The organism is Saccharopolyspora sp. MMCC62, from assembly GCF_057736575.1.
This window is the reverse complement of sequence record NZ_JBYKCM010000005.1, coordinates 249,188-273,297: the sequence shown is the minus strand read 5'-3', so window position 1 is coordinate 273,297 and position 24,110 is coordinate 249,188. Positions and strand designations below refer to the sequence as shown.

24 protein-coding genes and 1 riboswitch are annotated in these 24,110 nt (G+C 72.7%); of the genes, 15 read left to right on the top strand and 9 right to left on the bottom strand.

The window, feature by feature from the left end; genetic code table 11:
* Positions 1-60: 60 nt before the first annotated feature.
* A complete protein-coding gene (locus AC29IT_RS14625; RefSeq protein WP_488219020.1) occupies positions 61-1,032 on the bottom strand; it encodes a glycosyltransferase family 2 protein in 972 nt (323 codons plus the stop codon).
* Positions 1,029-2,768: a hypothetical protein gene (locus AC29IT_RS14620; RefSeq protein WP_488219019.1), complete on the bottom strand. Its 1,740-nt coding sequence runs from the start codon at positions 2,766-2,768 to the stop codon at positions 1,029-1,031. Before AC29IT_RS14620 ends, AC29IT_RS14625 begins: the two co-directional genes overlap by 4 nt.
* A gap of 433 nt (positions 2,769-3,201) precedes the next feature.
* Between AC29IT_RS14620 and rplU the strand changes: the two genes are divergently transcribed.
* The 4 genes from rplU (at position 3,202) to proB (ending at position 6,503) form a co-directional block, all read left to right on the top strand.
* A complete protein-coding gene (rplU, locus tag AC29IT_RS14615) occupies positions 3,202-3,510 on the top strand; it encodes a 50S ribosomal protein L21 (RefSeq protein ID WP_224961929.1) in 309 nt (102 codons plus the stop codon).
* A 14-nt stretch (positions 3,511-3,524) separates the two neighbouring features.
* Positions 3,525-3,785, top strand: a complete 261-nt coding sequence (rpmA, locus tag AC29IT_RS14610) for a 50S ribosomal protein L27 (protein ID WP_224961931.1) — start codon at positions 3,525-3,527, stop codon at positions 3,783-3,785.
* 109 nt (positions 3,786-3,894) lie between these two features.
* A complete protein-coding gene (gene obgE / locus AC29IT_RS14605) occupies positions 3,895-5,382 on the top strand; it encodes a GTPase ObgE (RefSeq protein ID WP_358434738.1) in 1,488 nt (495 codons plus the stop codon).
* Entirely contained in the window at positions 5,379-6,503 is a 1,125-nt protein-coding gene (proB, locus tag AC29IT_RS14600; RefSeq protein WP_488219018.1) for a glutamate 5-kinase, read from the top strand. Before obgE ends, proB begins: the two co-directional genes overlap by 4 nt.
* On the opposite strand, the gene AC29IT_RS14595 is transcribed toward proB, so the two are convergent.
* Both AC29IT_RS14595 and AC29IT_RS14590 read right to left on the bottom strand, forming a co-directional pair.
* On the bottom strand, positions 6,500-7,780 hold the full coding sequence (locus tag AC29IT_RS14595; protein ID WP_488219017.1) for an MFS transporter: 1,281 nt from the start codon (positions 7,778-7,780) through the stop codon (positions 6,500-6,502). The genes proB and AC29IT_RS14595 overlap by 4 nt on opposite strands.
* A gap of 83 nt (positions 7,781-7,863) precedes the next feature.
* On the bottom strand, positions 7,864-9,981 hold the full coding sequence (locus AC29IT_RS14590) for a RecQ family ATP-dependent DNA helicase (protein ID WP_488219016.1): 2,118 nt from the start codon (positions 9,979-9,981) through the stop codon (positions 7,864-7,866).
* Positions 9,982-10,077: 96 nt separating this feature from the next.
* On the opposite strand from AC29IT_RS14590, the gene AC29IT_RS14585 reads away from it, so the two are divergent.
* Positions 10,078-11,394 carry a glutamate-5-semialdehyde dehydrogenase gene (locus tag AC29IT_RS14585; RefSeq protein ID WP_488219015.1) on the top strand — a complete coding sequence of 439 codons (1,317 nt, stop codon included), beginning with the start codon at positions 10,078-10,080 and terminating at the stop codon, positions 11,392-11,394.
* A 93-nt stretch (positions 11,395-11,487) separates the two neighbouring features.
* Positions 11,488-12,111 (top strand): nicotinate-nucleotide adenylyltransferase, encoded by a 624-nt coding sequence (nadD, locus tag AC29IT_RS14580; protein ID WP_358434485.1) that lies wholly within the window; start codon positions 11,488-11,490, stop codon positions 12,109-12,111.
* Between the two features lie 89 nt (positions 12,112-12,200).
* On the opposite strand, the gene AC29IT_RS14575 is transcribed toward nadD, so the two are convergent.
* The 3 genes from AC29IT_RS14575 to AC29IT_RS14565 all read right to left on the bottom strand — a co-directional run bounded on the left by AC29IT_RS14575 (position 12,201) and on the right by AC29IT_RS14565 (position 13,607).
* Positions 12,201-12,377: a hypothetical protein gene (locus tag AC29IT_RS14575; protein ID WP_488219014.1), complete on the bottom strand. Its 177-nt coding sequence runs from the start codon at positions 12,375-12,377 to the stop codon at positions 12,201-12,203.
* Positions 12,378-12,613: 236 nt separating this feature from the next.
* Positions 12,614-12,856 carry a hypothetical protein gene (locus AC29IT_RS14570; RefSeq protein WP_488219013.1) on the bottom strand — a complete coding sequence of 81 codons (243 nt, stop codon included), beginning with the start codon at positions 12,854-12,856 and terminating at the stop codon, positions 12,614-12,616.
* A 241-nt stretch (positions 12,857-13,097) separates the two neighbouring features.
* Positions 13,098-13,607, bottom strand: coding sequence for an N-acetyltransferase family protein (locus AC29IT_RS14565; protein WP_488219012.1), 510 nt, complete (start codon positions 13,605-13,607; stop codon positions 13,098-13,100).
* Between the two features lie 132 nt (positions 13,608-13,739).
* Between AC29IT_RS14565 and rsfS the strand changes: the two genes are divergently transcribed.
* From rsfS to AC29IT_RS14540, 5 genes are all read left to right on the top strand, one after another.
* Positions 13,740-14,123, top strand: coding sequence for a ribosome silencing factor (rsfS, locus tag AC29IT_RS14560; RefSeq protein WP_358434476.1), 384 nt, complete (start codon positions 13,740-13,742; stop codon positions 14,121-14,123).
* Complete coding sequence (locus AC29IT_RS14555; protein ID WP_358434473.1) at positions 14,120-14,731, top strand: histidine phosphatase family protein; 612 nt, start codon at positions 14,120-14,122, stop codon at positions 14,729-14,731. Before rsfS ends, AC29IT_RS14555 begins: the two co-directional genes overlap by 4 nt.
* A gap of 27 nt (positions 14,732-14,758) precedes the next feature.
* The gene (locus AC29IT_RS14550; RefSeq protein ID WP_488219011.1) at positions 14,759-15,619 is read left to right on the top strand and encodes a DegV family protein; all 861 of its coding nucleotides are present in this window, start codon (positions 14,759-14,761) and stop codon (positions 15,617-15,619) included.
* Between the two features lie 159 nt (positions 15,620-15,778).
* Entirely contained in the window at positions 15,779-16,693 is a 915-nt protein-coding gene (locus tag AC29IT_RS14545; protein ID WP_488219010.1) for a ComEA family DNA-binding protein, read from the top strand.
* Positions 16,690-19,059, top strand: coding sequence for a ComEC/Rec2 family competence protein (locus AC29IT_RS14540; RefSeq protein ID WP_488219009.1), 2,370 nt, complete (start codon positions 16,690-16,692; stop codon positions 19,057-19,059). Before AC29IT_RS14545 ends, AC29IT_RS14540 begins: the two co-directional genes overlap by 4 nt.
* 56 nt (positions 19,060-19,115) lie before the next feature.
* On the opposite strand, the gene thrC is transcribed toward AC29IT_RS14540, so the two are convergent.
* Positions 19,116-20,384, bottom strand: coding sequence for a threonine synthase (thrC, locus tag AC29IT_RS14535; protein ID WP_358434461.1), 1,269 nt, complete (start codon positions 20,382-20,384; stop codon positions 19,116-19,118).
* A 12-nt stretch (positions 20,385-20,396) separates the two neighbouring features.
* Positions 20,397-20,524: riboswitch (SAM riboswitch) on the bottom strand.
* 106 nt (positions 20,525-20,630) lie between these two features.
* On the opposite strand from thrC, the gene holA reads away from it, so the two are divergent.
* Positions 20,631-21,614 carry a DNA polymerase III subunit delta gene (gene holA / locus AC29IT_RS14530; RefSeq protein ID WP_488219008.1) on the top strand — a complete coding sequence of 328 codons (984 nt, stop codon included), beginning with the start codon at positions 20,631-20,633 and terminating at the stop codon, positions 21,612-21,614.
* A 267-nt stretch (positions 21,615-21,881) separates the two neighbouring features.
* On the opposite strand, the gene rpsT is transcribed toward holA, so the two are convergent.
* A complete protein-coding gene (rpsT, locus tag AC29IT_RS14525; RefSeq protein WP_224960363.1) occupies positions 21,882-22,142 on the bottom strand; it encodes a 30S ribosomal protein S20 in 261 nt (86 codons plus the stop codon).
* A 228-nt stretch (positions 22,143-22,370) separates the two neighbouring features.
* Here rpsT and AC29IT_RS14520 point away from each other — a divergent pair, with 228 nt between their 5' ends.
* The 3 genes from AC29IT_RS14520 (at position 22,371) to AC29IT_RS14510 (ending at position 24,110) form a co-directional block, all read left to right on the top strand.
* On the top strand, positions 22,371-23,177 hold the full coding sequence (locus tag AC29IT_RS14520) for a TSUP family transporter (protein ID WP_488219007.1): 807 nt from the start codon (positions 22,371-22,373) through the stop codon (positions 23,175-23,177).
* Positions 23,178-23,433: 256 nt separating this feature from the next.
* On the top strand, positions 23,434-23,637 hold the full coding sequence (locus AC29IT_RS14515) for a cold-shock protein (protein WP_358434451.1): 204 nt from the start codon (positions 23,434-23,436) through the stop codon (positions 23,635-23,637).
* 92 nt (positions 23,638-23,729) lie between these two features.
* Positions 23,730-24,110, top strand: coding sequence for a VOC family protein (locus AC29IT_RS14510; protein ID WP_488219006.1), 381 nt, complete (start codon positions 23,730-23,732; stop codon positions 24,108-24,110).

Here is a 24,110-nt window from a genome sequence, read left to right as displayed (position 1 = left end):
GCTCCTTTTCCCGCGGCCGGACGAGTTCTCGCGACCGGATGAGCGCGGTGCGGGCAGGGCTCACGCGGTGGAGCGAGCGGGCGCGGTGTCCGCGGCGACCAGGTCGGTGACGTCCGCATCGCGCCCGGTGCGGTGCAGCACCAGCTCCGCGAGCAGCCCGGTGGAGATCATCTGCACCGCGAAGATCTCCAGCAGGATGCCCAGCGTCAGCAGCGGCCGCGTCCCGATCGACTGCTCGGTGAACACCCACACCCCGGTCAGGTACAGCAGGATCAGGGTGCCCGCCGTGCCCGCGGCCATGCCGAGCCCGCCGAACAGGTGCGCCGGCCGCCGCCCGTAGCGGGTCAGCGCCACCACGGTGAGCAGGTCCAGCGCGCCGCGCACGTAGCGCTCCAGCCCGTACTTGGAGGTGCCGTGCTCGCGGGCCCGGTGGTGCACGGCCAGCTCCCGCACCCGGTAGCCCAGCTGGTGGGCCAGCGCCGGGATGTAGCGGTGCAGCTCGCCGTACAGCGGCACCCGCCGGTACACCTCGGTGCGGGCCGCCTTGAGCCCGCAGTTGTGGTCGGAGAGCCGCAGCCCGGTGATCACGCCGGTCATCCAGTTGAAGAACTTCGACGGCAGCCGCTTGCCCAGCGGGTCCTTGCGCTGCGCCTTGTGCCCGCTGACGAGGTCGGCGCCCGCGTCGAGCTCGGCGAGCAACCGCGGCACCTCGGCCGGGTCGTCCTGCAGGTCGGCGTCGAGGGTGACCAGCAGCCGCCCGCGCACTTCGCCGACGCCCGCGGCGAGCGCGGCGGCCTTGCCGAAGTTCCGCCGCATCCGCAGGCCGCGGATGCGCGGGTCGGCGGCCGCGTGCTCGGTGATGACCCGCCAGCTGTCGTCGGTGCTGCCGTCGTCGACGACGAGCAGCTCCCAGCTGCGCTGCTGGGCGTCCATCACGGCGGTGATCTCGGCGAACAGCTTCGGCAGGCTCGCGGCCTCGTCCTTCGCCGGGGTCAGCAGGGACACCTCGACGGTCGCGGCGGATTCGCTCACGAGGTCACCTCCGGGTGTTCGGTGAGCGGGCGGATCCACCAGCCGTCGGGGAAGCGGAACGCGACGCGCAGCGGGCCCGCGGTGTCGGCGGGGACCACCGCGCGGTAGCCGAGGCCGATCTCGATGCCGGGGGTCTGGCCCTCGGCGTCGGAGCGGGGGATGTCCACCACGCCGCCGCCGACGACTTCGCCCTGCTGGTCGAGGACCGCGACGCACCGGGCGCGTTCGATGCCGGAGATCGCCCAGCCCTTGAGCATCCGGGCACCTCCCTGCACCTGGTCGGTCTCCACGTTGAGGACCACGTCCCAACCGGCGGGCCGCGGTTCCCGGTAGCTGCCGATGCTGGGCACCCGCCAGTCGGCGGTGCTCACCCGCGAGCCGATCTCGACGCCGTCGCCGCAGCCGAGGGTGAACTCGTCGGAGAACGGGTAGTGGCCGAGCGCGCGCAGCCGCGGCAGCAGCCGCTCGGGGGACGGGAAGCGGTCGGTGAACGCGTCGGTGGTGCCGACCTTCGCGGCGACCGCGAGCAGGTCCTGGTTCGGCGCGTCCTCGCGGACCGCCTGCGCCATCGGCGCGCCCAGCGCGACGGTGCCGAGCACGGTGGTGAACACCGCGATCGACCGGACGCCGGGCCACCGCGCCCAGGCGACGGCGATGACCAGCACCGCGATCCACAGCGCCGCGGTCATGCTGTTGTACCGGCTCTGCAGCCCGGCGGATTCGCCGAACGCGGCCCGCGAACCGGAGATCATCACCGCGCAGCCCACCGCGTACACGGCGAGGCCCCACCAGGGCGCGCTGGCCGCGCGGTGCTCCGGGCGCAGGCAGCCGGGCAGGTGCAGCGCGAGGACCGCCAGCCCGGCGACCCCGGCGACGAGCGCCAGCGACGGCTCGGTGCCGGTCCACACCATGCCGAGCATGCTCAGCCCGGCCAGCAGGGCCTGCGCCGGATCGTCGGTGGGGGAGGCCCCGCCGCCGCCCTGCGGCCCGCGCAGCAGCAGCCAGGCGGCGACCACGACCACGCCGACGACCATCGGGGTGGCGACCCGCCCGCGCCGCTCGCCGCGCATCCAGCCGACCACCGACAGCGCGGGCCACACCGCGAACGAGGTGCCGTAGCTGATCGAGGCCAGCAGTCCCAGCAGCACCGCGGGCAGCAGCCGCCCCCGCTGCATCGCCAGCAGGGCGCCCAGCACCAGCAGCATCGCCAAGATCCACGAGGCGCCGCTCATCGAGCGCACGAAGTTGTGGATGCCGTGCGGGTTGAACACCAGCGTCGAGGTCGCCACCACCAGCGCCGCCCGCTGCCACCGGCCGAGCGAGGCGGGCAGCATCACCGACACCAGCAGCACGCAGCCCACGCCGAACGCCAGCACCACCAGCCCCAGCGGGTGGTTGAGCCCGTGCCCGAACCGGGCGCTGAGCCAGAACAGCAGGCTCGGCAGCACGAACGGGTGCTCGTTGCGGAAGCCGAACAGCGCTTCCGGCCGCAGCGAGCCGTCCTCGCCGGTGATGTCCAGCAGGACCCACCAGTAGTCGTAGAAGTGCAGCTGGGGTGCGCGCAGCACCTCCCGCAGCATCATCAGCGGCGGTACGAGGGCCGACAGCAGCAGCAACCGGGGCCCGAGCGGACCTTCGCGCAGCCGCCGGAAGCGGTCGCGCGCCGGGTCGTCCCGGCCCTCGGCTGCGGTGTGCTCGTCGCGCCCCGGAACGGACTCGGCGGCGATCTCGGTCACGCGAATTTCCCCATGTCACGGTCGAACGGCGACCCACCGTAGCAAGCGGTCCGGCGCGGTCCGGGGCTTCGCCCGCATTGATCGGTGCGCCGTTCGCCACGTCCGGCGGGCGGGTCCGACGGGCGGGTTCCGGGGGTGCTCGCCGGGCCGGGCAGGGCTTGGCATACGCTGTCGTCCTGCCCGCTCGCGGCTGCTCCGACCCCTCGCGGTCGGGAGCCACCGGGTGGTCTGTATGCTGTGTGAGCACTTCTCGCCGCCGGACGGGCGGAGAGGCAAAACGCCTGTAGAACCCGGTGTGCCCCTCGTGGGGACGAGGGTCGCGACACAGGAACCCCCCGAAGCCCGGCCTGGCCGGGCGGTAGGAACTCCGGTTCGCCGGAGAGGGCGTCAACGGGTGAACCAAGCGAACCGAGTAGCAGGAGACTTCCGACTCATGTACGCGATCGTCAAGACCGGCGGCAAGCAGTACAAAGTGGCGGTCGGGGACGTCGTCGAGGTCGAGAAGCTCGAAGGCGACTCCGGCACCGAGGTCACCTTCCCGGCTGTTCTGGTCGTCGACGGCACCGACGTCACCGCCGACGCCGACGCACTGGCGAAGGTTTCGGTGACCGGGAAGCTGGTCGAGCAGACCAAGGGCCCCAAGATCCGCATCCACAAGTTCAAGAACAAGACCGGATACCAGAAGCGCCAGGGTCACCGTCAGAAGTTGACCCGCGTTGAGGTCACCGGCATCACCAAGTGAGGACCTGAGTAGTCATGGCACACAAGAAGGGCGCTTCCAGCTCTCGCAACGGCCGCGACTCGAACCCCCAGTACCTCGGGGTCAAGCGCTACGGCGGCCAGGTCGTCAAGGCCGGTGAGATCCTGCTCCGGCAGCGCGGCACCAAGTTCCACCCCGGCCTGAACGTCGGCCGCGGCAAGGACGACACGCTGTTCGCGCTGTCGGCCGGTGAGGTCGAGTTCGGCAGCAAGCGCGGTCGCAAGACCGTCAACATCGTGCCGGCCGAGGTCGTCTGACCCGGCTCTCGGCACTAGCAGTTCCCGACGAGGGGCGGGTCCGGTCTCTGCACCGGCCCGCCCCTCGTTCGCGTTCGCGGAACGCATCGAATGTCAGCACTTCCCGCACCTGGAGGGACTCGTGTCGCGGTTCGTTGACCGCGTGACCATCCACATCGCCGCAGGCGATGGGGGCAATGGCTGCGCCTCGGTCCACCGGGAGAAGTTCAAGCCGCTCGGCGGCCCGGACGGTGGCAACGGCGGTCGCGGCGGTGACGTGCGGCTCGTTGTCGACCCGGGCGTGCACACGCTCCTGGACTTCCACCACCGCCCGCACGCGACCGCGGCCAACGGCAAGCAGGGCCGCGGGAGCCTGCGCAACGGCGCGATCGGCGACGACCTGGTGCTGCCGGTGCCGGACGGCACGGTGGTGCTCACCGCGGACGGCGAGGTGCTGGCCGACCTGGTCGGGCCGGGCACCACGTTCGTCGCGGCCGAAGGCGGCCGCGGTGGGCTGGGCAACGCGGCGCTGGCCTCGAAGGCCCGCAAGGCGCCCGGTTTCGCGCTGCTCGGCGAGCCGGGCGGCGAGCACGAACTGGTGCTGGAGCTGAAGTCCGTCGCCGACGTGGGCCTGCTCGGCTTCCCGTCGGCGGGCAAGTCCTCGCTGATCTCGGTGGTCTCCGCGGCCAAGCCGAAGATCGCGGACTACCCGTTCACCACGCTGGTGCCGAACCTCGGCGTGGTCACCGCGGGCGAGACGGTGTTCACCGTCGCCGACGTGCCCGGCCTCATCCCCGGCGCCAGCGAGGGCCGCGGGCTGGGCCTGGACTTCCTGCGGCACATCGAGCGGTGCGCGGTGCTGGTGCACGTGGTGGACTGCGCCACGCTGGAACCGGGCCGCGACCCGCTATCCGACGTGGATGCGCTGGAGGAGGAGCTGGCCCGGTACACGCCGGCGCTGGAGGGCGAGCACGGCGACCTCGGCGACCGGCCGCGGCTGGTGGTGCTGAACAAGGTGGACGTGCCGGAGGCGCGGGAGCTCGCCGACCTGATCCGCCCCGACCTGGAGGCCCGCGGCCTGCGCGTGTTCGAGGTGTCCACGGCCAGCCACGAAGGCCTCCGCGAGCTCTCGTTCGCGCTGGGCGAAGAGGTCGAGCGCTACCGGGCGTCGCTGCCCGAGCCGGAACCGGCGCGGGTCGTGGTGCGCCCGCACGCCATCGGCGACAGCGGCTTCACGGTGGAGACCGATCCGGAGGACGACGAGGCGTTCATCGTGCGCGGCGAGAAGCCGGAGCGGTGGGTGCGCCAGACCGCGTTCGACAACGACGAGGCGGTGGGCTTCCTCGCCGACCGGCTCGCGAAGCTCGGCGTGGAGGAGGCGCTCGGCAAGGCGGGCGCCGAACCGGGCAGCCAGGTCACCATCGGCGGCGTCACGTTCGACTGGGAGCCGTCCACCCCGGCCGGGGTCGCCGCCGTGCTCACCGGCCGCGGCACCGACTCGCGCCTGGACGCGACCGACCGGATCGGCGCGTCCGACCGGAAGGCGGCGAAGAAGGCGCGCCGCGGGAACCTCGACGCCGAAGGCGGCTACGCCGGGGGAGCCGAGGAGGACGAGTGACCGGCGCGGTGCAGTCCTCGCCGACCCGGGAGTCGATCGCGGCGGCGCACCGCATCGTCGTCAAGGTCGGTTCGTCCTCGCTGACCACCGGCAGGGGAGCGCTGGACCAGGCGCGGCTCGCGTCCCTGGTGGACGCGGTGGAGGCGAGGGCCGCCACCGGCTGCCAGGTCGTGGTGGTGTCCTCCGGTGCCATCGCCGCCGGGATCGCCCCGCTGGGGCTGCGCCGGCGCCCGCGGGACCTGGCGACGAAGCAGGCCGCGGCGAGCGTGGGGCAGCAGGCGCTGGCCCACGCCTACGCCGAGTCCTTCGCCCGCTACCGGCGCACCGTGGGGCAGGTGCTGCTCACCGCCGACGACGTGGTGCGGCGTTCGCACTACCGCAACGCGCAGCGCACGCTGAACCGGCTGCTCACCCTCGGCGTGGTGCCGGTGGTGAACGAGAACGACACGGTGGCCACCGCGGAGATCCGGTTCGGCGACAACGACCGGCTGGCCGCGCTGGTGTCGCACCTGGTCGGTGCGGACGCGCTGCTGCTGCTGTCCGATGTGGACGCCTTGTACGACGGTGATCCGCGCGGCGGCGGGGCGTCGGCGATCCGCGAGGTCACCAGCGCCGCCGACCTGGCCGGCGTGGACGCGGGCGCCTCGGGTTCCGGGGTGGGCACCGGTGGCATGGCCTCGAAGGTGGAGGCGGCGCGGGTGGCGTGCACCGCGGGCATCCCGGTACTGCTGACCTCGGCGGCGCAGGCCGCGCGGGCGCTCGGCGACGCCGACGTGGGCACCGCGTTCGCGACCACCGGCAGCAGGCTCTCCGCCCGGCGCTTCTGGTTGGCGCACGCGGCGGGGGCGCGCGGCCGGTTGTGGCTCGACGACGGCGCGGTCTCGGCCGTGGTGCGGCGGCGCCGTTCGTTGCTGGCGGCCGGGATCACCTCGGTGGAGGGCGCGTTCGACGGCGGGGACGTGGTGGAACTCGTCGACCCGGCCGGGGCCGTGGTGGCGCGCGGCGTCGTCGCTTATGACGCGGCGGAACTGCCCGAGCTCATCGGCCGGTCCAGCCACGAACTGCCCGCCGAGCAGCGCCGCGAAGTGGTGCACGCCGACGACCTGGTGCCGCTGCGCTAGCGCAGCTCGCTGCCCCGGGTCTCCGGCAGCGCGAGGATCACGAAGAACGCGAGGACGGCCGCGGCCGCGATGTACCAGAAGAACAGCGCCTCCGCGCCGAACGCGGCGAACGCCTGGATCACCAGCGGCGCCGTCCCGCCGAACACCGCGACGGTCAGGTTGTACCAGGCGCCGATGCCGAGACCGCGCAGCTCCGTCGGGAATAGCTCCGACATGATCGCCGGTGCGATCGAGGTCATCGCCGAGTAGAGCCCGACGCCGACGCAGAACACCACCAGCAGCCCCCCGAGGCCCGGCCCGACCAGCGCGGACAGCGGCACGATCAGCACCGCCGTCGCGGCCGACCACACGAGCAGCTGCGGCTTGCGGCCGAACCGGTCGGAGAGCGCCCCCATCGGGTACTGGAGCGCGATGAACAGCACCGTCGCCATCGACAGCGCCAGGAACACGTCCGTGGCGTCGGCGTGCCGGGTGTCCACGGCGAACGGGGTGAGCGCGCTGAAGAACGTGTAGTAGCAGAGCGTGGAGAGCATGCTGAACCCGATGAGCATGCCCACGGCCTTCGGGTGCCACCGCAACGTCGTCCACAGTGGACTGCGCAGCGCTCGCGCCTTCTCCCGGTTGTCGGCGAACTGCTCGGTCTCCTCCAGCGACCGCCGCAGCCAGATCCCGATCAGGCCGAGCACACCGCCGACGACGAACGGGATGCGCCAGCCGAACGCGGTCAGCTGCTGCTCGCTCAGCACCGAGGTCAGCAGGTACCCGAGCAGCGAGGCCACCAGCAGCGCCGCCCCGGTGGAGATGTAGAAGAACGCCGAGTAGCGGCCGCGCCTGCTCGCCGGGGCGATCTCGGCGAGGTAGGCGGAGGCGTTCGACACCTCGCCGCCCAGCGACAGCCCCTGCCCGACGCGCGCCAGCACCAGCAGCGCCGGTGCGCCCCAGCCGATCAGGTCGAAGGTCGGCAGCACCCCGATGAGCAGCGAGCCGCCCGCCATCAGCACGATCGTCAGCAGCATCGCGGTCTTGCGCCCGCGCAGGTCGGCGAACCGGCCCAGCAGCCAGCCGCCGAGCGGGCGGAAGAAGAACGCCAGCGCGAACGTCGCCAGCGTGTTGACCAGCGCGAGCTCACCGGGGAAGAAGCGGGTCGCGAAGTACACGCTGAACGCGCTGTAGATCGTCCAGTCGTACCACTCGATCGCATTGCCGATGCTGGCCGCGACCAGCTTGCGCACCGGAAGCCGGTGCCGCTCCGGCACTTCCGACCTCGACGTGACCATCCGCAGCCTCCCCCGCACAGATCGCGCCACACTATGGCGGCCCGCGCCGGTTGGGAACCCTTCCCAGCCCCCGGGAACCTCGGTCAGCCGGTCGAGGCGAGGGTGAACGGCAGCACCGCCGGGGCGCCCGCGAGCCGCAGCGTGCGGGCCACGATCGCCGCGGTCCAGCCGGTGTCGGCGTAGTCGTCCATCAGCAGCACCGGGCCGTCCAGTTCGGCCACTCGCGCCGCGAGCTCGTCGGGGATCTTGAACTGGCCGCGGAGCGAGCCGACGCGCTGCGCGCTGTTGCCCCGCCGCGGCGTGCCGTCCGGATTCGTGGCGACCTCGCCGAGCAGCGGCAGCCTGCCGATGGTGGCGATGCGCTGCGCGAGGCTGCGCACCAGCAGCGGCCTGCTGTTCGAGCCGATGGAGATCACGCCGACCGGCCGCTGCTCCCACTCCCACGAGGCGAGCACCTGCACGCACGCCTGGAACAGGTCCTCCGGCAGCTCCTGGTCCGGGACGCCGGTGCCCAGCAGGTCGCGCAGCCGGTTGCCCCAGCCGATGTCGGTGAGCCTGCCGACGGCCCGCCCCTGCTCGGCGCGTTCCGCCGCGGGCAGCCGTCCGGACACGGGCACGCCCAGCGCGTCCATCCCGGTCGGCCACAGCTTGCGCGGCTCCAGCTCCACGCCGGGGCGGCGCAGCCGCTCGTTCGCCCGCTGCACCACCTGCTCGTCGACCTCCGCGGAGTGGTGCTCGCCGGTGCAGTTGTCGCAGCGCCCGCACGGTTCCGCGTACGGGTCGTCGAGCTGGCGGCGCAGGAACTCCATCCGGCAGTCCGCGGTGGCGAGGTAGTCCAGCATCGCCCGCTGCTCGGCGGCGCGTTCCGCGGCGATCCACCCGTAGCGCTCGGCCTCGTAGGTCCACGGCTCGCCGGTCGCCTCCCAGCCGCCCTTGACCCGGCGCACCGCGCCGTCCACGTCGAGGACCTTGAGCACCATCTCCAGCCGGGACCGGCCCAGGTCCACGCGCGGCTCCAGCGCCGCGGTGGACAGCGTGCCCCCTTCGGCGAGCGCGTCGAGGATGGCGCGCACGGTCGGCTCCGGCGGGAACGCCATCGACGCGAAGTAGCGCCAGATCTCCTGGTCCTCCGGGCCGGGCAGCAGCAGCGCCTCCGCCCGCCGCACGCCGCGACCGGCGCGACCGATCTGCTGGTAGTAGGCGATCGGCGAGGACGGCGCCCCCAGGTGCACCACGAACCCCAGGTCGGGCTTGTCGAAGCCCATGCCCAGCGCCGAGGTGGCGACCAGCGCCTTCACCCGGTTCGCCAGCAGGTCCTCCTCGGCGCGCTGCCGCTCCTCCGGATCGGTGCGGCCCGAGTAGGACGCCACCTCGAAGCCCTGGTCGCGCAGGTAACCGGCGACCTCCTCGGTGGCGGCGACGGTGAGCGTGTAGATGATCCCGGAACCGGTGAGCTCGCCGAGGTTGCCGGCCAGCCACGCCAGCCGGGCCTGCGCGGTCGGCAGCGACACCACGCCGAGCCGCAGGCTCTCCCGGTCGAGGGTGCCGCGCAGCACCAGCGTCTCCTGCGGATCGCTGAACTCGCCGCCGACGCCGAGCTGCTCGGAGACGTCCTGCACCACCCGGTCGTTGGCGGTGGCGGTCGTGGCCAGCACCGGCACGCCCTCGGGGAGCTCGCCCAGCAGCGTCCGCAGCCTGCGGTAGTCCGGGCGGAAGTCGTGGCCCCAGTCGGAGATGCAGTGCGCCTCGTCGACCACCAGCAGGCCCGCGCTCTGGGTGAGCTCCGGCAGCACGGTGTCCCGGAAATCCGGATTGTTCAGCCGTTCGGGGCTCACCAGCAGCACGTCCACGTCGCCGACGGCGATCTGCTCCTCGATGGCCTGCCACGCCTGCGGGTTCGCCGAGTTGATGCTGGCGGCCCGGACCCCGGCGGCCTCGGCCGCGGCGACCTGGTTGCGCATCAGCGCCAGCAGTGGCGAGACGATCACCGTCGGGCCTTCGCCGAGTTCGCGCAGCAGCGCCGTGGCCAGGAAGTACACCGCCGATTTGCCCCAGCCGGTGCGCTGCACCACGAGCGCGCGGCGGCGGTGCAGCACGAGCGCTTCGATGGCGCGCCACTGGTCGTCGCGCAGCACGGCGTCCGGACCGGCCAGCGCGCGGAGCCGTTCGTCGGCGAGTTCCCGCAGGGCTTGTTCGTCCACGCCACGATTCCTACCGGACGGCTCCGACGCGCCCGGCACCGCCTGCCGGTTCGTCACCAGCGGAACTCCGTTGCGCCGCCCCACTAGGCTGGGTGCGTGACGACGAGCATCGATGCCTCCACCGACCAGCACGCGCAGGCCTCCGGCGACGAGCTCCGCGAGCAGGTGCGCACGGCGGCCCGCGCCGCCCGCGACGCCGCGGCGGAACTGGCCCTGCTGCCGCGCGGCGCCAAGGACGCCGCGCTGCACGCCATGGCCGATGCGCTGGTCGAACGGGCCCCGGAGATCGTGGCGGCGAACGAGCTCGACGTCGCGCGGGCCGAGGAGAACGGCACCGCCGCCGGGCTGATCGACCGGCTGCGGCTGACCACCGACCGCGTCGCGGGCATCGCGGACGGCCTGCGCACCGTCGCCGGGCTGCCGGACCCGACCGGTGAGGTGGTGCGCGGCAACGTGCTCGCCAACGGGCTGCAGCTGCAGCAGGTGCGGGTGCCGCTGGGCGTCGTCGGCATCGTCTACGAGGGCAGGCCCAACGTGACCGTGGACGCGGCCGGGCTCACCGCGAAGTCGGGGAACGCGGTGCTGCTGCGCGGTTCCGCCTCCGCCGAGCGCTCGAACACCGCGCTGGTCGCGGTGCTGCGCGACGTCCTCGTCGAGCAGGGGCTGCCTGCGGACGCGATCCAGCTGCTGCCCAGCCACGACCGCGCCTCGGTGCGGCACCTGATCACCGCGCGCGGGCTGGTCGACGTGGTGATCCCGCGCGGCGGCGCCGGACTGATCTCGACCGTCGTCGAGCAGTCCACCGTGCCCACCATCGAGACCGGCGTCGGCAACTGCCACGTCTACGTCGACGCCCGCGCCGACGTCGACACCGCGCTGCGCATCCTGCTGAACTCCAAGGCCCGCCGCCCCAGCGTGTGCAACGCGGCCGAGACGGTGCTGGTGCACCGGGACATCGCCGCCGAGTTCGTGCCCCGCGCCGTCGCCGAGCTGCGCGCCGCGGGCGTCACCGTGCACGGCGACGAGGAGGTCGCCCGGCTCGGCGGCTCCGGCGTCGTCGCCGCCGAGGAGTCCGACTGGGACACCGAGTACGGCTCGCTGGACATCGCCGCCGCCGTCGTCGACTCGCTGCAGGTCGCCACCGAGCACATCCGCGCGCACGGCTCCGGGCACACCGAGGCGATCGTGACCGACGACGTGCGGGCCGCCCGCTCCTTCACCGCCCGCGTCGACTCGGCGGCCGTCATGGTCAACGCCTCGACCGCGTTCACCGACGGTGCCGAGTTCGGCATGGGCGCCGAGATCGGCATCTCCACCCAGAAGCTGCACGCGCGCGGCCCGATGGGGCTGCCGGAGCTGACCTCCACCAAGTGGCTCGTGTACGGCGACGGGCACGTGCGCCCCGCGAGCTGAGACCGCCGGTGACCGATCCCCGGGGTGGGATCGGTCACCGTCAGGACGTTCATCGGGGCTGGTCGAGGCGTCGCTCGTTTAGGGTCTGCAGTCATGACTCGTCGGCGCCGTATCGGGGTCATGGGTGGCACCTTCGACCCGATCCACCACGGCCACCTCGTAGCGGCCAGTGAAGTGCAGGCCCAGTTCGGCCTCGAACAAGTGATCTTCGTGCCGACCGGTCAGCCGTGGCAGAAGGGCCACGAGGCGGTCAGCCCCGCCGAGGACCGCTACCTGATGACGGTGGTCGCCACCGCCTCCAACCCGCGGTTCCTGGTCAGCCGGGTGGACGTGGACCGCAGCGGCCCCACCTACACCGCCGACACCCTCAGCGACCTGCGCGCGCTGTACCCGGACGCCGAGCTGTACTTCATCACCGGCGCCGACGCGCTGGAGCAGATCCTGTCCTGGCACCGGGTGGAGGAGCTGTTCGACCTCGCCCACTTCATCGGCGTGACGCGCCCCGGCTACTCGCTCAACGGCGCGCACCTGCCGCAGGGATCGGTGTCGCTGGTGGAGATCCCGGCGATGGCGATCTCCTCCACGGGCTGCCGCGAACGCGTCCACGCCGGACTGCCGGTCTGGTACCTCGTCCCCGACGGGATCGTCCAGTACATCACCAAGCGCGGCCTCTACCGCCCGGACGAGGGCGGGCCAGCCCCGGAATGGGGTCCGTGATCGTCCGGTACGACCTCGGTACGACTCGCTCGGGATCGCCCGCGTAGCGCCACGTCGGCCGAGGTGCACGTGCTGTCGATCGCTCCAGGTCAGTCGTGCGCGTAGGCGTTCAGCGGGTCCGCGCGGGGGGAGATATCGGCCTGCGCGCCGGTGTCGTCGTGCTGCGCGAGCCTGCGCGGCGCCGGGTGCGCGTCCGACAGCGTTCCGGCTCGTCCGGCCGAACTCGCCGCCGCGTCCGCGCCGCTCCGGGCGGAGGTCGGGACCACGACGGACGCAGCCCTGCGGCGTCGTGCGCGCCCGCGGTGGAGATCGACATCGGCGAGGCCCGCCGCGGTCAGAGCACCTTCTCGAACAGGGTGACGCTGAACAGGCCGTCGGTGAAGTCGCGGCGTCCGACCTCGCGGAAACCGAGGTCGCGGTAGAAGGCGCGGAGGACCTCGTTCGATTCGCCGCAGTCCAGCCGCAGGAACCGCGCCCGACTCGCCCGATCTCGATCGCCTGCCTACCGCAGCAACGAAGCGCCGAGCCCGTGCCCGGCTTTCCGCCGGCTCACCACGAGGCCGGGTACGTAGACGGCCGGTGTGGGGTCGTCGCCCCAGAAGGCCGGGTCGGAACGGAGGATCCGCAAGGCCGCGACGAGACCGAGATCGGCGTCGCGCAGGACGTACCACTCCCGTCGCGCGATCTGGGCCGCGATGTCGTGCGGGCGCACCTCGCCGGGTTTCCACTGGTCGACGTCCTTCACCCGGAGCCAGTCCTCGAGCTCCCGCCGAAGCCGGTGGAGACCGGGCACGTCCGCCGACATCGCCGGTTGGAGGGACGGTGTCCGCGCATGAGTCACGAAAGCCGACGTAGCGGTCCGGAACCGGCGCGCGGCCGTCGTGCGGAACCACTCGCGCCCCCGTCCAGCAGCCGGTGCCGGGCGCTCATCCGGTGGCAGTGGTACGACCCCGAGCACCGGACCCGGTATGCCGCCAAGACTGCGGTCAGGTCAGGTCCAGGGCGAGCAGGACGTCGTCGACGTAGGCCCCGCCCAGCAGGAACTGCTCGCGCTCGACGCCCTCGACCCGGTAGCCGAGCCGCTCGTACAGCCGCTGCGCCCGCGCGTTGCCGCCGAGCACCCGCATGGTGATGCGACGCGCGCCCCGGGCGACCGCTTCCGCGCGAGCGGCGCCGAGGAGCTCGGTCCCGGCCCCGCGGCCCTGGTGCTCCGGTGCGACCGACAGACCGTAGACCTGCTGCACGTGCGCGGCGGCCGCGCCGAGCCGGGGCTGGGCCGCCGCCATCGGGACGAGCTTGATCAAGCCGATCGGCTCGTCCGTGGCGAGCGCCACGAGGACGTTTTCCGGGACGACCGGCTCGCGGAAGAACGGGGCGTCGGCGGCGGGTCGGGGGAACACGGATGATTCCGGGGTCCACGCGGCGCGCACGATCCGCGCCAGCGCCCGCTCGTCGTCGTGCCGTGCCGAACGCGTCCGAATCTCGTCTCCTCGCACCGTTCCAGTGTCCGATCGGCGGCAACCGGTTTTCCCGTTCCGCCGTCCGACCCCGGCGGGTCGCGGGAGGCGTGCACGCGCTGGCTATCCTGGGGCGCGTGGGCGGAACCGTGCCCGCCTGAGAGGAGAGACGTGGCAGCCACTGAGGAAGCCCGCAGGCTGGCCCTGGTCGCGGCGCAGGCCGCGGCCGACAAGAAGGCGAACGACCTCGTGCTGCTCGACGTCTCCGAGCAGCTGGTCATCACCGATTGCTTCGTGATCGCCTCGGCGCCGAACGAGCGCCAGGTCGATTCGATCGTGGAGAACGTCGAGGAGAAGATGCGCGCCGCGGGCACCAAGCCCGTGCGGCGCGAAGGCGCGCGCGAGGGGCGCTGGGTGCTGCTCGACTTCGTCGACGTGGTGGTCCACGTGCAGCACACCGAAGAGCGCGAGGTGTACGAGCTGGAACGGCTGTGGAAGGACTGCCCGCGGATCGACTTCGTGGACAGCGCCGAGCAGCGGGACGGCGACGAGTGAGCTTGGCTCGCCTGGTGCTCTGGCGGCACGGTGAGACGGACTACAACGCCGCCGGCCGCATCCAGGGGCACCTGGACACGTCGCTGACCGAGGCGGGTATCGCGCAGGCGCAGCGGGCCGCCCCGGTCGTCGCGGCCTTCGAACCGGAGGTCGCGGTCGGGTCGGACCTGCGCCGCGCGAGCGCCACCGCTGCCGCGTTCACCGAGCTCTCCGGGATGCCGGTGCGGCAGGACAAGCGGCTGCGGGAGACGCACCTGGGCGAGTGGCAGGGCCTCAGCGGCGCCGAGGTGGAGCACGGCTGGCCGGGCTCGATGGCGGTGTGGCGTTCGGACGCCACCTGGTCCCCGCCGGGCGGCGAATCCCGCGTCGAGGTGGCGGAACGGGCCTTCGAGGTCGTGTCCGAGCTGGACACCACCTACCAGGAGACCGCGCTGGTCTGCGCGCACGGCGGCCTCATCACCGGGCTGACGGCCCGGATGCTGGAGCTGCCGGTGGAGCTGTGGCCCAGCCTCGGCGGGATCTCCAACTGCCACTGGGTGGTGCTGACGCGCCGCACCGGGACCGACCGGTGGCGGCTGACCACGTACAACGGTGGTGTCCCCGCCTGAGCACCGCTCCTGGTTAGGGTGGCGCGCGTGTCCGTAGCCGTCGTCACCGATTCGACCGCGTACCTGCCCGCGGGTTTCGCGCAGCGGCACGCGCTCCGGGTGGTCCCGCTGCACGTGAGCGTGCAGGGCGCGGATTCGATCCCGGAGCACGAGTTCGACTCGGGCCGGTTGACGGCCGCCTGGGACCGCAAGGAGCGCGTGACCACGTCCGGCGCGAGTGCGGGCGAGTTCGCCACCGCCTACCGGGAAGCGCTGGAGAGCGGCGCGGACGGCGTCGTGTCGGTGCACCTGTCCCGCCGGTTGTCGGGCACCTGGGACGCGGCTCGGCTGGCGGCGCGCGAGGTCGATCCGGAGCGGATCCGGGTGGTCGACTCGCGGTCCGCGGCGATGGGGCTGGGATTCGCGGCGCTGGGCGCGGCGGACAGCGCCCGGGCCGGGGCGGGCCTGTCGGCGGTGGAGAGCCGGGCGGCCCTGATCGCGCAGCGGACGCGCACGTTGTTCTCCGTGCAGACCTTGGAACACCTGCGCCGCGGCGGCCGGATCGGCGCCGCGGCCGCGGTGCTGGGCACCGCGTTGGCCATCAAACCGCTGCTGCACGTCCACGACGGGCGCGTGGAGCTGCTGGAGAAGGTGCGGACCACGGCCCGCGCGCACGCCCGGCTGCTCGACCTGGTGGCCCGCGGCGCGGAGTCCGGGTCGCTGTCGGTGGCGATCCACCACCTGGACGCCCCGGAGTGGGCGGAGCGGTTGGCCGAGCAGTTGCGGCGCCAGGTGTCGGTGGCGCTGGAGTGCGTGGTCTCCGAGGTGGGGCCGGTGGTGGGGGCGCACATCGGTCCGGGCGCGCTGGGAGCCGTGGTGCTGCCCGGTGGCTGGCGGCTGGCGGGATGAATTTCCAATAGGGAAATTCGGATACGGCTTCTTTCCGGGGAATTCTTCATCGCCCGTTCGTGAGGAATTGGGCCGAGTTGTCCACAGGGTGGCGATTCATCCACAGATGTTGAATTCGGGTCTGGCGCGCATTCGGCGCCCGCTCCTACCGTCGAATGCATGGCCGTCCCCACTCTCTTCCGCGGCATCCTCGAGGATTCCGCCGCCCCCGACGACACCCCGCGCAGCCGCCTGCTGGCGCTGAAGCAGCAGGCAGCGCGCGATGGCGCGGGCACCGGACGAACGCTCCGGTACCGCACGTCCGACGACGACAGCGCCGATCCACCCGATGTGCCGGGCGAACCGGAATCGCGCGCCGGACCCGATTCCGCCGGTAGGCATTCCGCCCGCGAACCGTTCCACGGGCAGTTCGCCGGAATGCGCAGGCACCTGCAGCGGTGGCTGCCCGAATCCGTGCTGCGCGCCCGGATCGATCCCGGCCGCGCGGGACGGATCGGACTGCTGCTCGCCGCCGTGCTGGCACTGCTCGTCGTCGCGATCACCACCTGGCTGGGTCGCCCCGTCGCCGAACCCGCTCCTGCCCCGCCGGTCCCGCTGCCCGTGGCGGTCGCCGAACCGGAGCCACCGCCGCCGCCACCGGAACTGGTGATCAGCGTCGTCGGAGAGGTGACCCGGCCCGGGCTGGTCACCGTGCCACCGGGCTCCAGGGTCGCCGACGCGCTCCGCGCCGCCGGCGGCACCACCGGACCGGAGGTCGACATCACCGTGCTCAACCTCGCCCGCCGCCTCACCGACGGGGAGCAGCTCTACGTCGCCGTCCCGGTACCGCCGGGCGCGGACACCGGGCAGGCCGCGAATCCACCCGGCTCCGGGACGACGCCGTCCAAGGTCGACCTGAACACCGCCACGGAGGAGGAGCTCGATGCGCTACCAGGAGTCGGCGAGGTCACCGCGGAACGGATCGTGCAGTGGCGCACCGAGCACGGTCGCTTCGGTTCCGTGGACGAACTCCAAGACGTCGACGGCATCGGCGCGGCGAAGCTGGCCAAGCTCCGCGACCTGGTCCAGGTGTGAAGGTCACGTCCTACCCCCGGACCGGCGTGCTCGACCTGCGACTGGTGCCCGCGGCCGTGGTGACCTGGTCGGTGACGCTGGCCGGTCTGCTCGGCGGGTGGGGCGTGGCGGCCGCGCTGGCGATCTCGGCGGTGGTGCTGCTGCCGCTGGTGCGGGCGAGGCGGGCCCGGCGCTGGCGCAACGGGTTGCTGGTGGTGCTGGTCCTGGCCGGGATCACCGCGACCGGCGTGAGCATCCGGACCCACTCGGTCGCCGTGCACCCGCTGCACCTCGCCGCGCAGCAGGGCGAACGGGTAGTGGTCCGGGCGTCGCTCACCGCGCGCCCGAAACCGCTGCGGGGGGCGTCCTACGGTGCTCGGCGCGCCCAGGACCGCTCGGTGGTGCCGGTGCGGCTGCACTCGGTCGACGTCGGCGACCGGCGGATCGCGGCCGGCGGCCGGGCGCTGCTCCTGGTGCCGACGGAACCGTGGCGCTCGCTGATCGCGGGCCAGCAGGTGACCGCGACCGGGCGAGCCGCGCCGCCGCGCGGCGGGGAACTGCTGACCGCCGCGATCCAAGTCGGCCAGGGACCGGAGCAGGTGCGCCCGGCACCGGGCTGGCAGCGGGTCGCGGAGGGCCTGCGGGACGGCCTGCGCTCGACCTCCCGGACCGTGCTGGGCCCGGAAGCGGCGGGCCTGCTGCCGGGGCTGGTCGTCGGCGACACCGGGCTGCTGCCACCGGAAGTGGTGGAGCAGTTCGAGACCGCCGGGCTGACGCACCTGATGGCGGTGTCCGGGGCGAACCTGGCCATCGTGTGCGGGGCGGTGCTGCTGGCACTGCGCCTGATCGGTGCGGGACCGGTGCCGTGCGCGGTCGGTGCCGGGGTGGCGATGGCGGGGTTCGTGGTGCTCGCGGGACCCGAACCGAGCGTGCTGCGGGCCGCCGTGATGGGCGCGATCACGCTGTTCGCGCTGGCACTGGGCCGCGAGCGCTCGGCACTGCCGACCTTGGCGGGCAGCGTCATCGGCCTGCTGCTGCTCGCTCCCGGGCTGGCGACCACGGCGGGTTTCGCGCTGTCGGTGGCGGCGACGGCGGGACTGGTGCTGCTGGCACCCGGCTGGTCGGCGGCGCTGCACGCCAGGGGAGTGCCGGTCGGGCTCGCCGAGGCGCTCGCGGTGCCCGCGGCGGCGCACCTGGTCACCGCGCCGCTGGTGGCCGCGATCTCCGGACAGGTCAGCCTGGTCGCGGTGGTGGCGAACCTGCTGGCCGGGCCGCTCGTGGCACCCGCGACGGTGCTCGGGGTCGCGGCGACGGTGGTGGCCCCGTGGTGGGCGCTGCCGGCGAAGGCGCTGGTGTGGCTGGCAGGACCCGAACTGGAGTGGGTGCTCGCGGTCGCCCGGCACTCGGCGGCCGTGCCGGGGGCGGTCGTCGACTGGCCGTCCGGTGCGGTGGGCGGGATCGCGCTGGCGGTGCTCTCAGCGGTGCTGCTGATCGTGCTGCGCGGCCGCATCGCCCGGCTGGTGCTGATCAGCGCGGTGCTGGTCGTCGTGGTGGTGGTGATCCCGGTCCGCCAGCAGGTGTTCCCCTGGCCGGCGCCGGGCTGGTCGATGGTCGCCTGCGACGTGGGGCAGGGCGACGGGCTGGTGCTGGCCACCGGGCGGGACCGGGAAGCGGTCGTGGTCGACACCGGACCGGACCCGGCGCTGATGGCGGAGTGCCTGCGCCGCTTGCGGATCCGCAGCGTCCCGCTGGTGCTGCTGACCCACCTGCACGCCGACCACGTCGGCGGCATCTCGGCGGTGCTGTCCGGACGGCAGGTCGGTGCGGTCGCGGTCGGGCCGTTGGACGAACCGGCCTGGGCGGCCCGGGAAGTGCGGGCGGCCGCCCGCGCGCACCGGGCACCCGTCATCCCGCTGCGCGCGGGACAGCGGTTGCAGTGGCCGGAACTGGTGCTCGACGTGCTCGGGCCGCGGGGAACGCTCGCCCGCAGCACGTCCGCGGAGGACGCCAACGACGCGTCGCTGGTGGTCAAGGCGACCACCCCGGCGGGACGGGTGCTGCTGACCGGGGATATCGCGCTGCCCGGGCAGGCCGCGCTGCTCACGTCAGGTGCGGACCTGCGGGCGGAGGTGCTCAAGGTGCCGCACCACGGGTCCCGGTTCACGACGCCGCGGCTGCTCGCACAGGTGCGCCCGCGGCTGGCGGTGATCAGCGTCGGCGCCGGGAACGACTACGGCCACCCGAGCCCGCTCATCCTGGGCGAGCTGCAGCGGCTGGGTGCGCGGATCCACCGCACGGACCGGTCCGGGGACATCGCGATCGTCCCGGGCCGTGGCGGGAGCACCGCGGTGGAGCGGGGCGATCCGCTGCGGCCGGACGAGAAGTGACCGGCGCACCGGTCCGGGACCGTGGGCCGCGGTGCTCCGCGGCCCACGGCCACCGATCACAGGCCGAGGGCCTCGTTCACGGCATCGGTGTTCGGGGCGACGGTCGCCTTCGGCCCGACCTGGTCCTGCACGGCGTCCAGCGTCTTGAGGCCGTCGCCGGTGATGAGCAGCACCGTCTCCTGGTCCGGGTCGATCTGACCGGCCTCGATGAGCTTCTTCGCGGTCGCGACGGTGACGCCACCGGCGGTCTCGGCGAAGATCCCCTCGGTGCGGGCCAGCAGCCGGATACCGGCGACGACCTCTTCGTCGGTGACGTCCTCGATGGCCCCGCCGGTGCGCCGGACCACGTCCAGCACGTACGGGCCGTCGGCGGGAGCACCGATCGCCAGCGAACGCGCGATGGTGTCCGGGCGGACCGGCTGCACCACGTCGTGGTTCTGCTTGAACGCGCTGGCCACCGGCGAGCAACCGTTGGCCTGCGCGCCGAAGATCCGGTACGGGCTCTGCTCGACCAGACCGGTCTGGCCGAGCTCGCGGAAGCCCTTGTCCACCTTGGTCAGCTGCGAACCGGAGGCGATGGGCACCACGATCTGCTCCGGCAGCCGCCAGCCGAGCTGCTCAGCGACCTCGAACCCGAGGGTCTTGGAGCCCTCCGAGTAGTACGGCCGCACGTTGACGTTGACGAACGCCCAGTCCTCGTGCTCGGCGGCGAGCTCGGTCGCCAGCCGGTTCACGTCGTCGTAGTTGCCGTCCACCGCGAGCAGCGAGCCGTCGTAGACCGCGCTCATCAGGATCTTCGCCCGCTCCAGGTTGGACGGGACGAGGACCACCGAGTCCCAGCCGGCGCGGGCCGCGGCGGCGGCGACGGCGTTGGCGAGGTTGCCGGTGGACGGGCAGGCCAGCACCTTGAACCCGAACTCGCGGGCGGCGGCCAGCGCGACCGCGACCACGCGGTCCTTGAAGGAGTGCGTCGGGTTGCCGGTGTCGTCCTTGATCCAGATCCGCTTGACGCCGAGCGCCTTCGCGAGGTTGTCCGCGCGCACCAGCCTGGTACAGCCGGGCTCGGTGTTCGGGTGCTCCTCGACGTTCGTCGGCACCGGCAGCAGCTTCTTGTAGCGCCAGATGGAGCGGGGGCCTGCCTCGATGTCCTCGCGGCGGATGCGCCCGAAGTCGTAGGCGACCTCCAGCGGCGAGAAGTCCTCCAGGGACACGAACTCGGGCGCCAGCGGCTGGCGGTGCCCCTCTTCCTTCGACACCAGCTCGACGGCCGGACCGAGGTCGTAGGTCTTGCCGGTGGAGTTCGGGGCATGGGCGGCAGCGGTCATCGCGAGGTCCTTTCCTCATCTGTCCCGCGGGCGGGTCGGAGTTGGCACCAATTTCTTCGACTACCTCGCGAATGCCGCGAAAGGTCGAGATGGTTGCCGGGGCTTCATCGGGCCGTTCCCTCTGCCCCTCTGGATGAGCTATTCGGTTGTGGCTGCAACGTTACGGGAGGCCGCCGCATCCTGGCCAGCACGGGTACCGGCGCACGGACCGGCGGTGGTGTCGCAGGGTCGTGCGACGATGCCCCTATGAGTTCGCCGTCGGTGGTCTGCGATCCGCTGCACCTGATCCTCGGGGACGAGGAACTGCTGGTGGAGCGCGCGCTGTGGGAGGCGGTCGGAGCGGCCCGCGCGGCCGATCCGGAAACCGAGCTGCGCAGGATCAAAGTGAGTGAACTCACCCCGCCGGAGCTGGACGAACTGCTGAGCCCTTCGTTGTTCGCCGAAGGCCGCGTGGTGGCGCTGGAAGCCGCTCAGGACGCGGGCAAGGAGATCGCCGAGGCGATCCTGTCGCATGCGCGGCAGCCCGCGGACGGCGTGGTGCTGGTGATCGTGCACAGCGGAGGCGGCCGCGGGAAGAACGCCAAGGAGCTGCCGAGCGCGTTGCGCAAGCTCAACGCCCGCGTCACCGAGTGCAACAAGATCACGAAGGGGCCGCAGCGGGAGGCCTTCGTCAAGGACGAGGTGCGTCGCGCGGGTGGCCGCATCGACGCCGCCGGAGTCGGCGCGCTGATCGAGACGGTCGGCTTCGACCTGCGCGAGCTGTCCTCGGCGGCCTCCCAGCTGGTCGCCGACACCGGCGGGAAGGTCGACGAGTCGGAGGTGCGCCGGTACCACCGCGGCCGTGCCGAGGTGACCGGCTTCGCGGTGGCCGAGAAAGCCGTCACCGGTGACCTGGCCGGAGCGCTGGAAGCGCTGCGCTGGGCGCTGCAGCTGGGCGTCGCGCACGTGCTGATCGCGGACGCCCTGGCCGATTCGGTGCGCACCATCGGCCGCGTCGCCGCCTACGGCCGAGGCGACCCGTTCCGGCTCGCCGGAGACCTCGGCATGCCCGCGTGGAAGGTGAAGAAGGCGCAGGCGCAGGCCAGGGGCTGGAGCAGCGCCACCGTCGCTGAGGCGTTGCGCGCGGTCGCCGTGCTGAACGCGGACGTCAAGGGCATGGCCGCCGACGCGGACCACGCGCTGGAGCGCGCCGTGCTGCGGCTGGTCGAACTGCACTCCTCCCGGAACTGACCCGCGGTCGTCGTCACCCGGCGAGCCCCGCCCGCACCGTCCGGCGACGATCATCGCCGGTGCCCGGTGCCCGGTGCCCGGTGCCCGGTGCCCGGTGCCCGGTGCCCGGTGCCGCACGAACGGCACGCGAGCCCTCAACCCCGCGCGCGGGAACTACTGAGCCCGCGGCCTGCCCCCCTAGAACGCGAAGCGGGGCCCGTCCCCGGAAGGACGGGCCCCGCTTCGGGCCGGTGCGCGTGCCGGACGGAGGCCCGGCCGCGCTCGGGCTCAGAGCTTGTTGACGGCCTGCGCCAGCGCCGACTTCTTGTTCGCGGCCTGGTTGGCGTGGATGACGCCCTTGCCGGCGGCCTTGTCCAGGGTGCGCGAGGCGGCGCGCTGCAGCTCCAGGGCCTTGTCCTTGTCACCGGCGGCAACGGCCTCGCGGAACTTGCGGATGGCGGTCTTGACCGACGACTTCACCGACTTGTTGCGCAGGCGGTTGCGCTCGTTGGTCTTGATCCGCTTCATCTGAGACTTGATGTTGGCCACTGGGGCGCCTCTTTCCTCGATCGGATTCGTCGTGCCGCGCTGAATCGGCGCTGCCGCACCGGAGCTCGACGGCCCGCGGTGTGCGCAGCTTTCCTCCCTGGCGGAACGCCGCACGGCACGGTCGACGATCCTAGCAACGGTGCTCGTGCCGGCCCGCGTCGGCATCGGGTGCGAGGACGCTCACACGACGGGACTCGATCGGTGGTCGGCGGCATAGGCTCGCGCCCCGTGTTCACCCCATTGGATTGGCCCGGCTTCGCCGATCTCTCCTTGGCCGGGCTCATCTTCCTGTGCTGCGCGGCGTTCCTCGCCGGAGCGGTGGACGCGATCGTCGGGGGCGGCGGCCTGATCCAGCTGCCCGCGATGCTGCTGCTGGTGCCCGGCGGGAACATCATCTACTCGCTCGGGACGAACAAGCTCGCCGCTGTCGCGGGCACCACCGCGGCCGCGTGGACCTACGCGAAGCGGACCCCGGTGCCGTGGCGCAGTGCGCTGCCGATGGCGGCCGTCGCATTCCTGGGCGCGCTGGGCGGTGCCGTGTTCGCCGCCTCGCTGCCGCAGCTCGTGCTCACCGTGGTGGTGCTGGTGGCGCTGATCGCGGTCGGCATCTACACGTGGCGCAAACCCGATCTGGGGTCGGTCGCGGCGCCGCGCTTCGGGCCGGTCCAGCAGGTCTGGGTGATGGTGGCGGGCGGCCTGGCGATCGGCTTCTACGACGGCATCGCGGGCCCCGGCACCGGCTCGTTCCTGGTGTTCCTGCTCGTCGGCCTGGTCGGTTTCGCGTTCGTGGGGGCGTCGGCGACCGCGAAGGTCGTCAACGTGGCCACCAATCTGGGGGCGCTGCTGTTCTTCATCTCCGCGGGCAAGATCCTGTGGGGGTTGGCCCTGGTGATGGCGGTGAGCAACGCGAGCGGCAGCGTGCTGGGCGCTGCGCTGGCGTCCAGCCGCGGATCGGCGTGGGTGCGCAAGGTGTTCCTCACCGTGGTGGTGGCGCTGGTGGCCAGCCTCGGCTGGAAGCTCGCCGCCGGTCTCTGAACCCTTTCGGGCGATCAGTCAAGAGGCCTTGTCAGGCGTGATGTGAGATCGAGAACACCGGCGGGTCGCGGGAATGATCTGCCCCGGGGTGTGGTTGTATGAGTCGGCCGATTTTTGTGTTCGTGTTCGACACGCTCGCGAAAGTTGCGGGCGCGACTCTGTCCTGAGCGCAAGCTGGAGAGTTCGCCGTCTGGACTAGGCCCCGGTGTTCGCGCGGTGCGGGCACCGGTTACTCATCAGCTGTGAGGAGACAGAGATGGCACAGGGCACTGTGAAGTGGTTCAACTCCGAGAAGGGCTTCGGCTTCATCTCCCCCGACGGTGGCGGCCCGGACGTGTTCGTCCACTACTCGGCCATCGACGGCAACGGCTTCCGCACCCTGGAAGAGAACCAGACCGTGACCTTCGAGATCACCCAGGGCCAGAAGGGCCCGCAGGCCAGCGGCGTTCGCGCGGTCTGAGTGCAGTGATCTGCTCGGCGGGCCCTCCACCTTCGCGGTGGGGGGCCCGCCGTCTTTTTCGCCCGGGCCGGTGTCGCGGTACAACGGGACGCATGGACGTCGTCAACAGCCGCACGATCCTGCGCCCGCGCGACCCGGAGCGCTCGCTGCGCTTCTACCGGGACGTGCTCGGTCTCGCGATCTCCCGCGAGTTCCCGGGCGGCACGGTGTTCTTCCTCGGGCAGGGCTACCTGGAGATCTCCGGTCGCGGCGAGCACGGCCCCAGCCCGGACCAGGTGCTGTGGATCCAGGTGCGCGACCTGCACGCCGAGTTCGACCGGCTCGCCGAGCTCGGCGTCGCCGTGGAGGCCGCGCCGGTCCGGCAGCCGTGGGGCTTGGACGAGGCGTGGATCGCCGACCCGGATGGCACGCGGATCGTGCTCGTGGAGGTTCCCGCGGATCATCCGATCCGCACCGACCAGCGACCGCGCTGA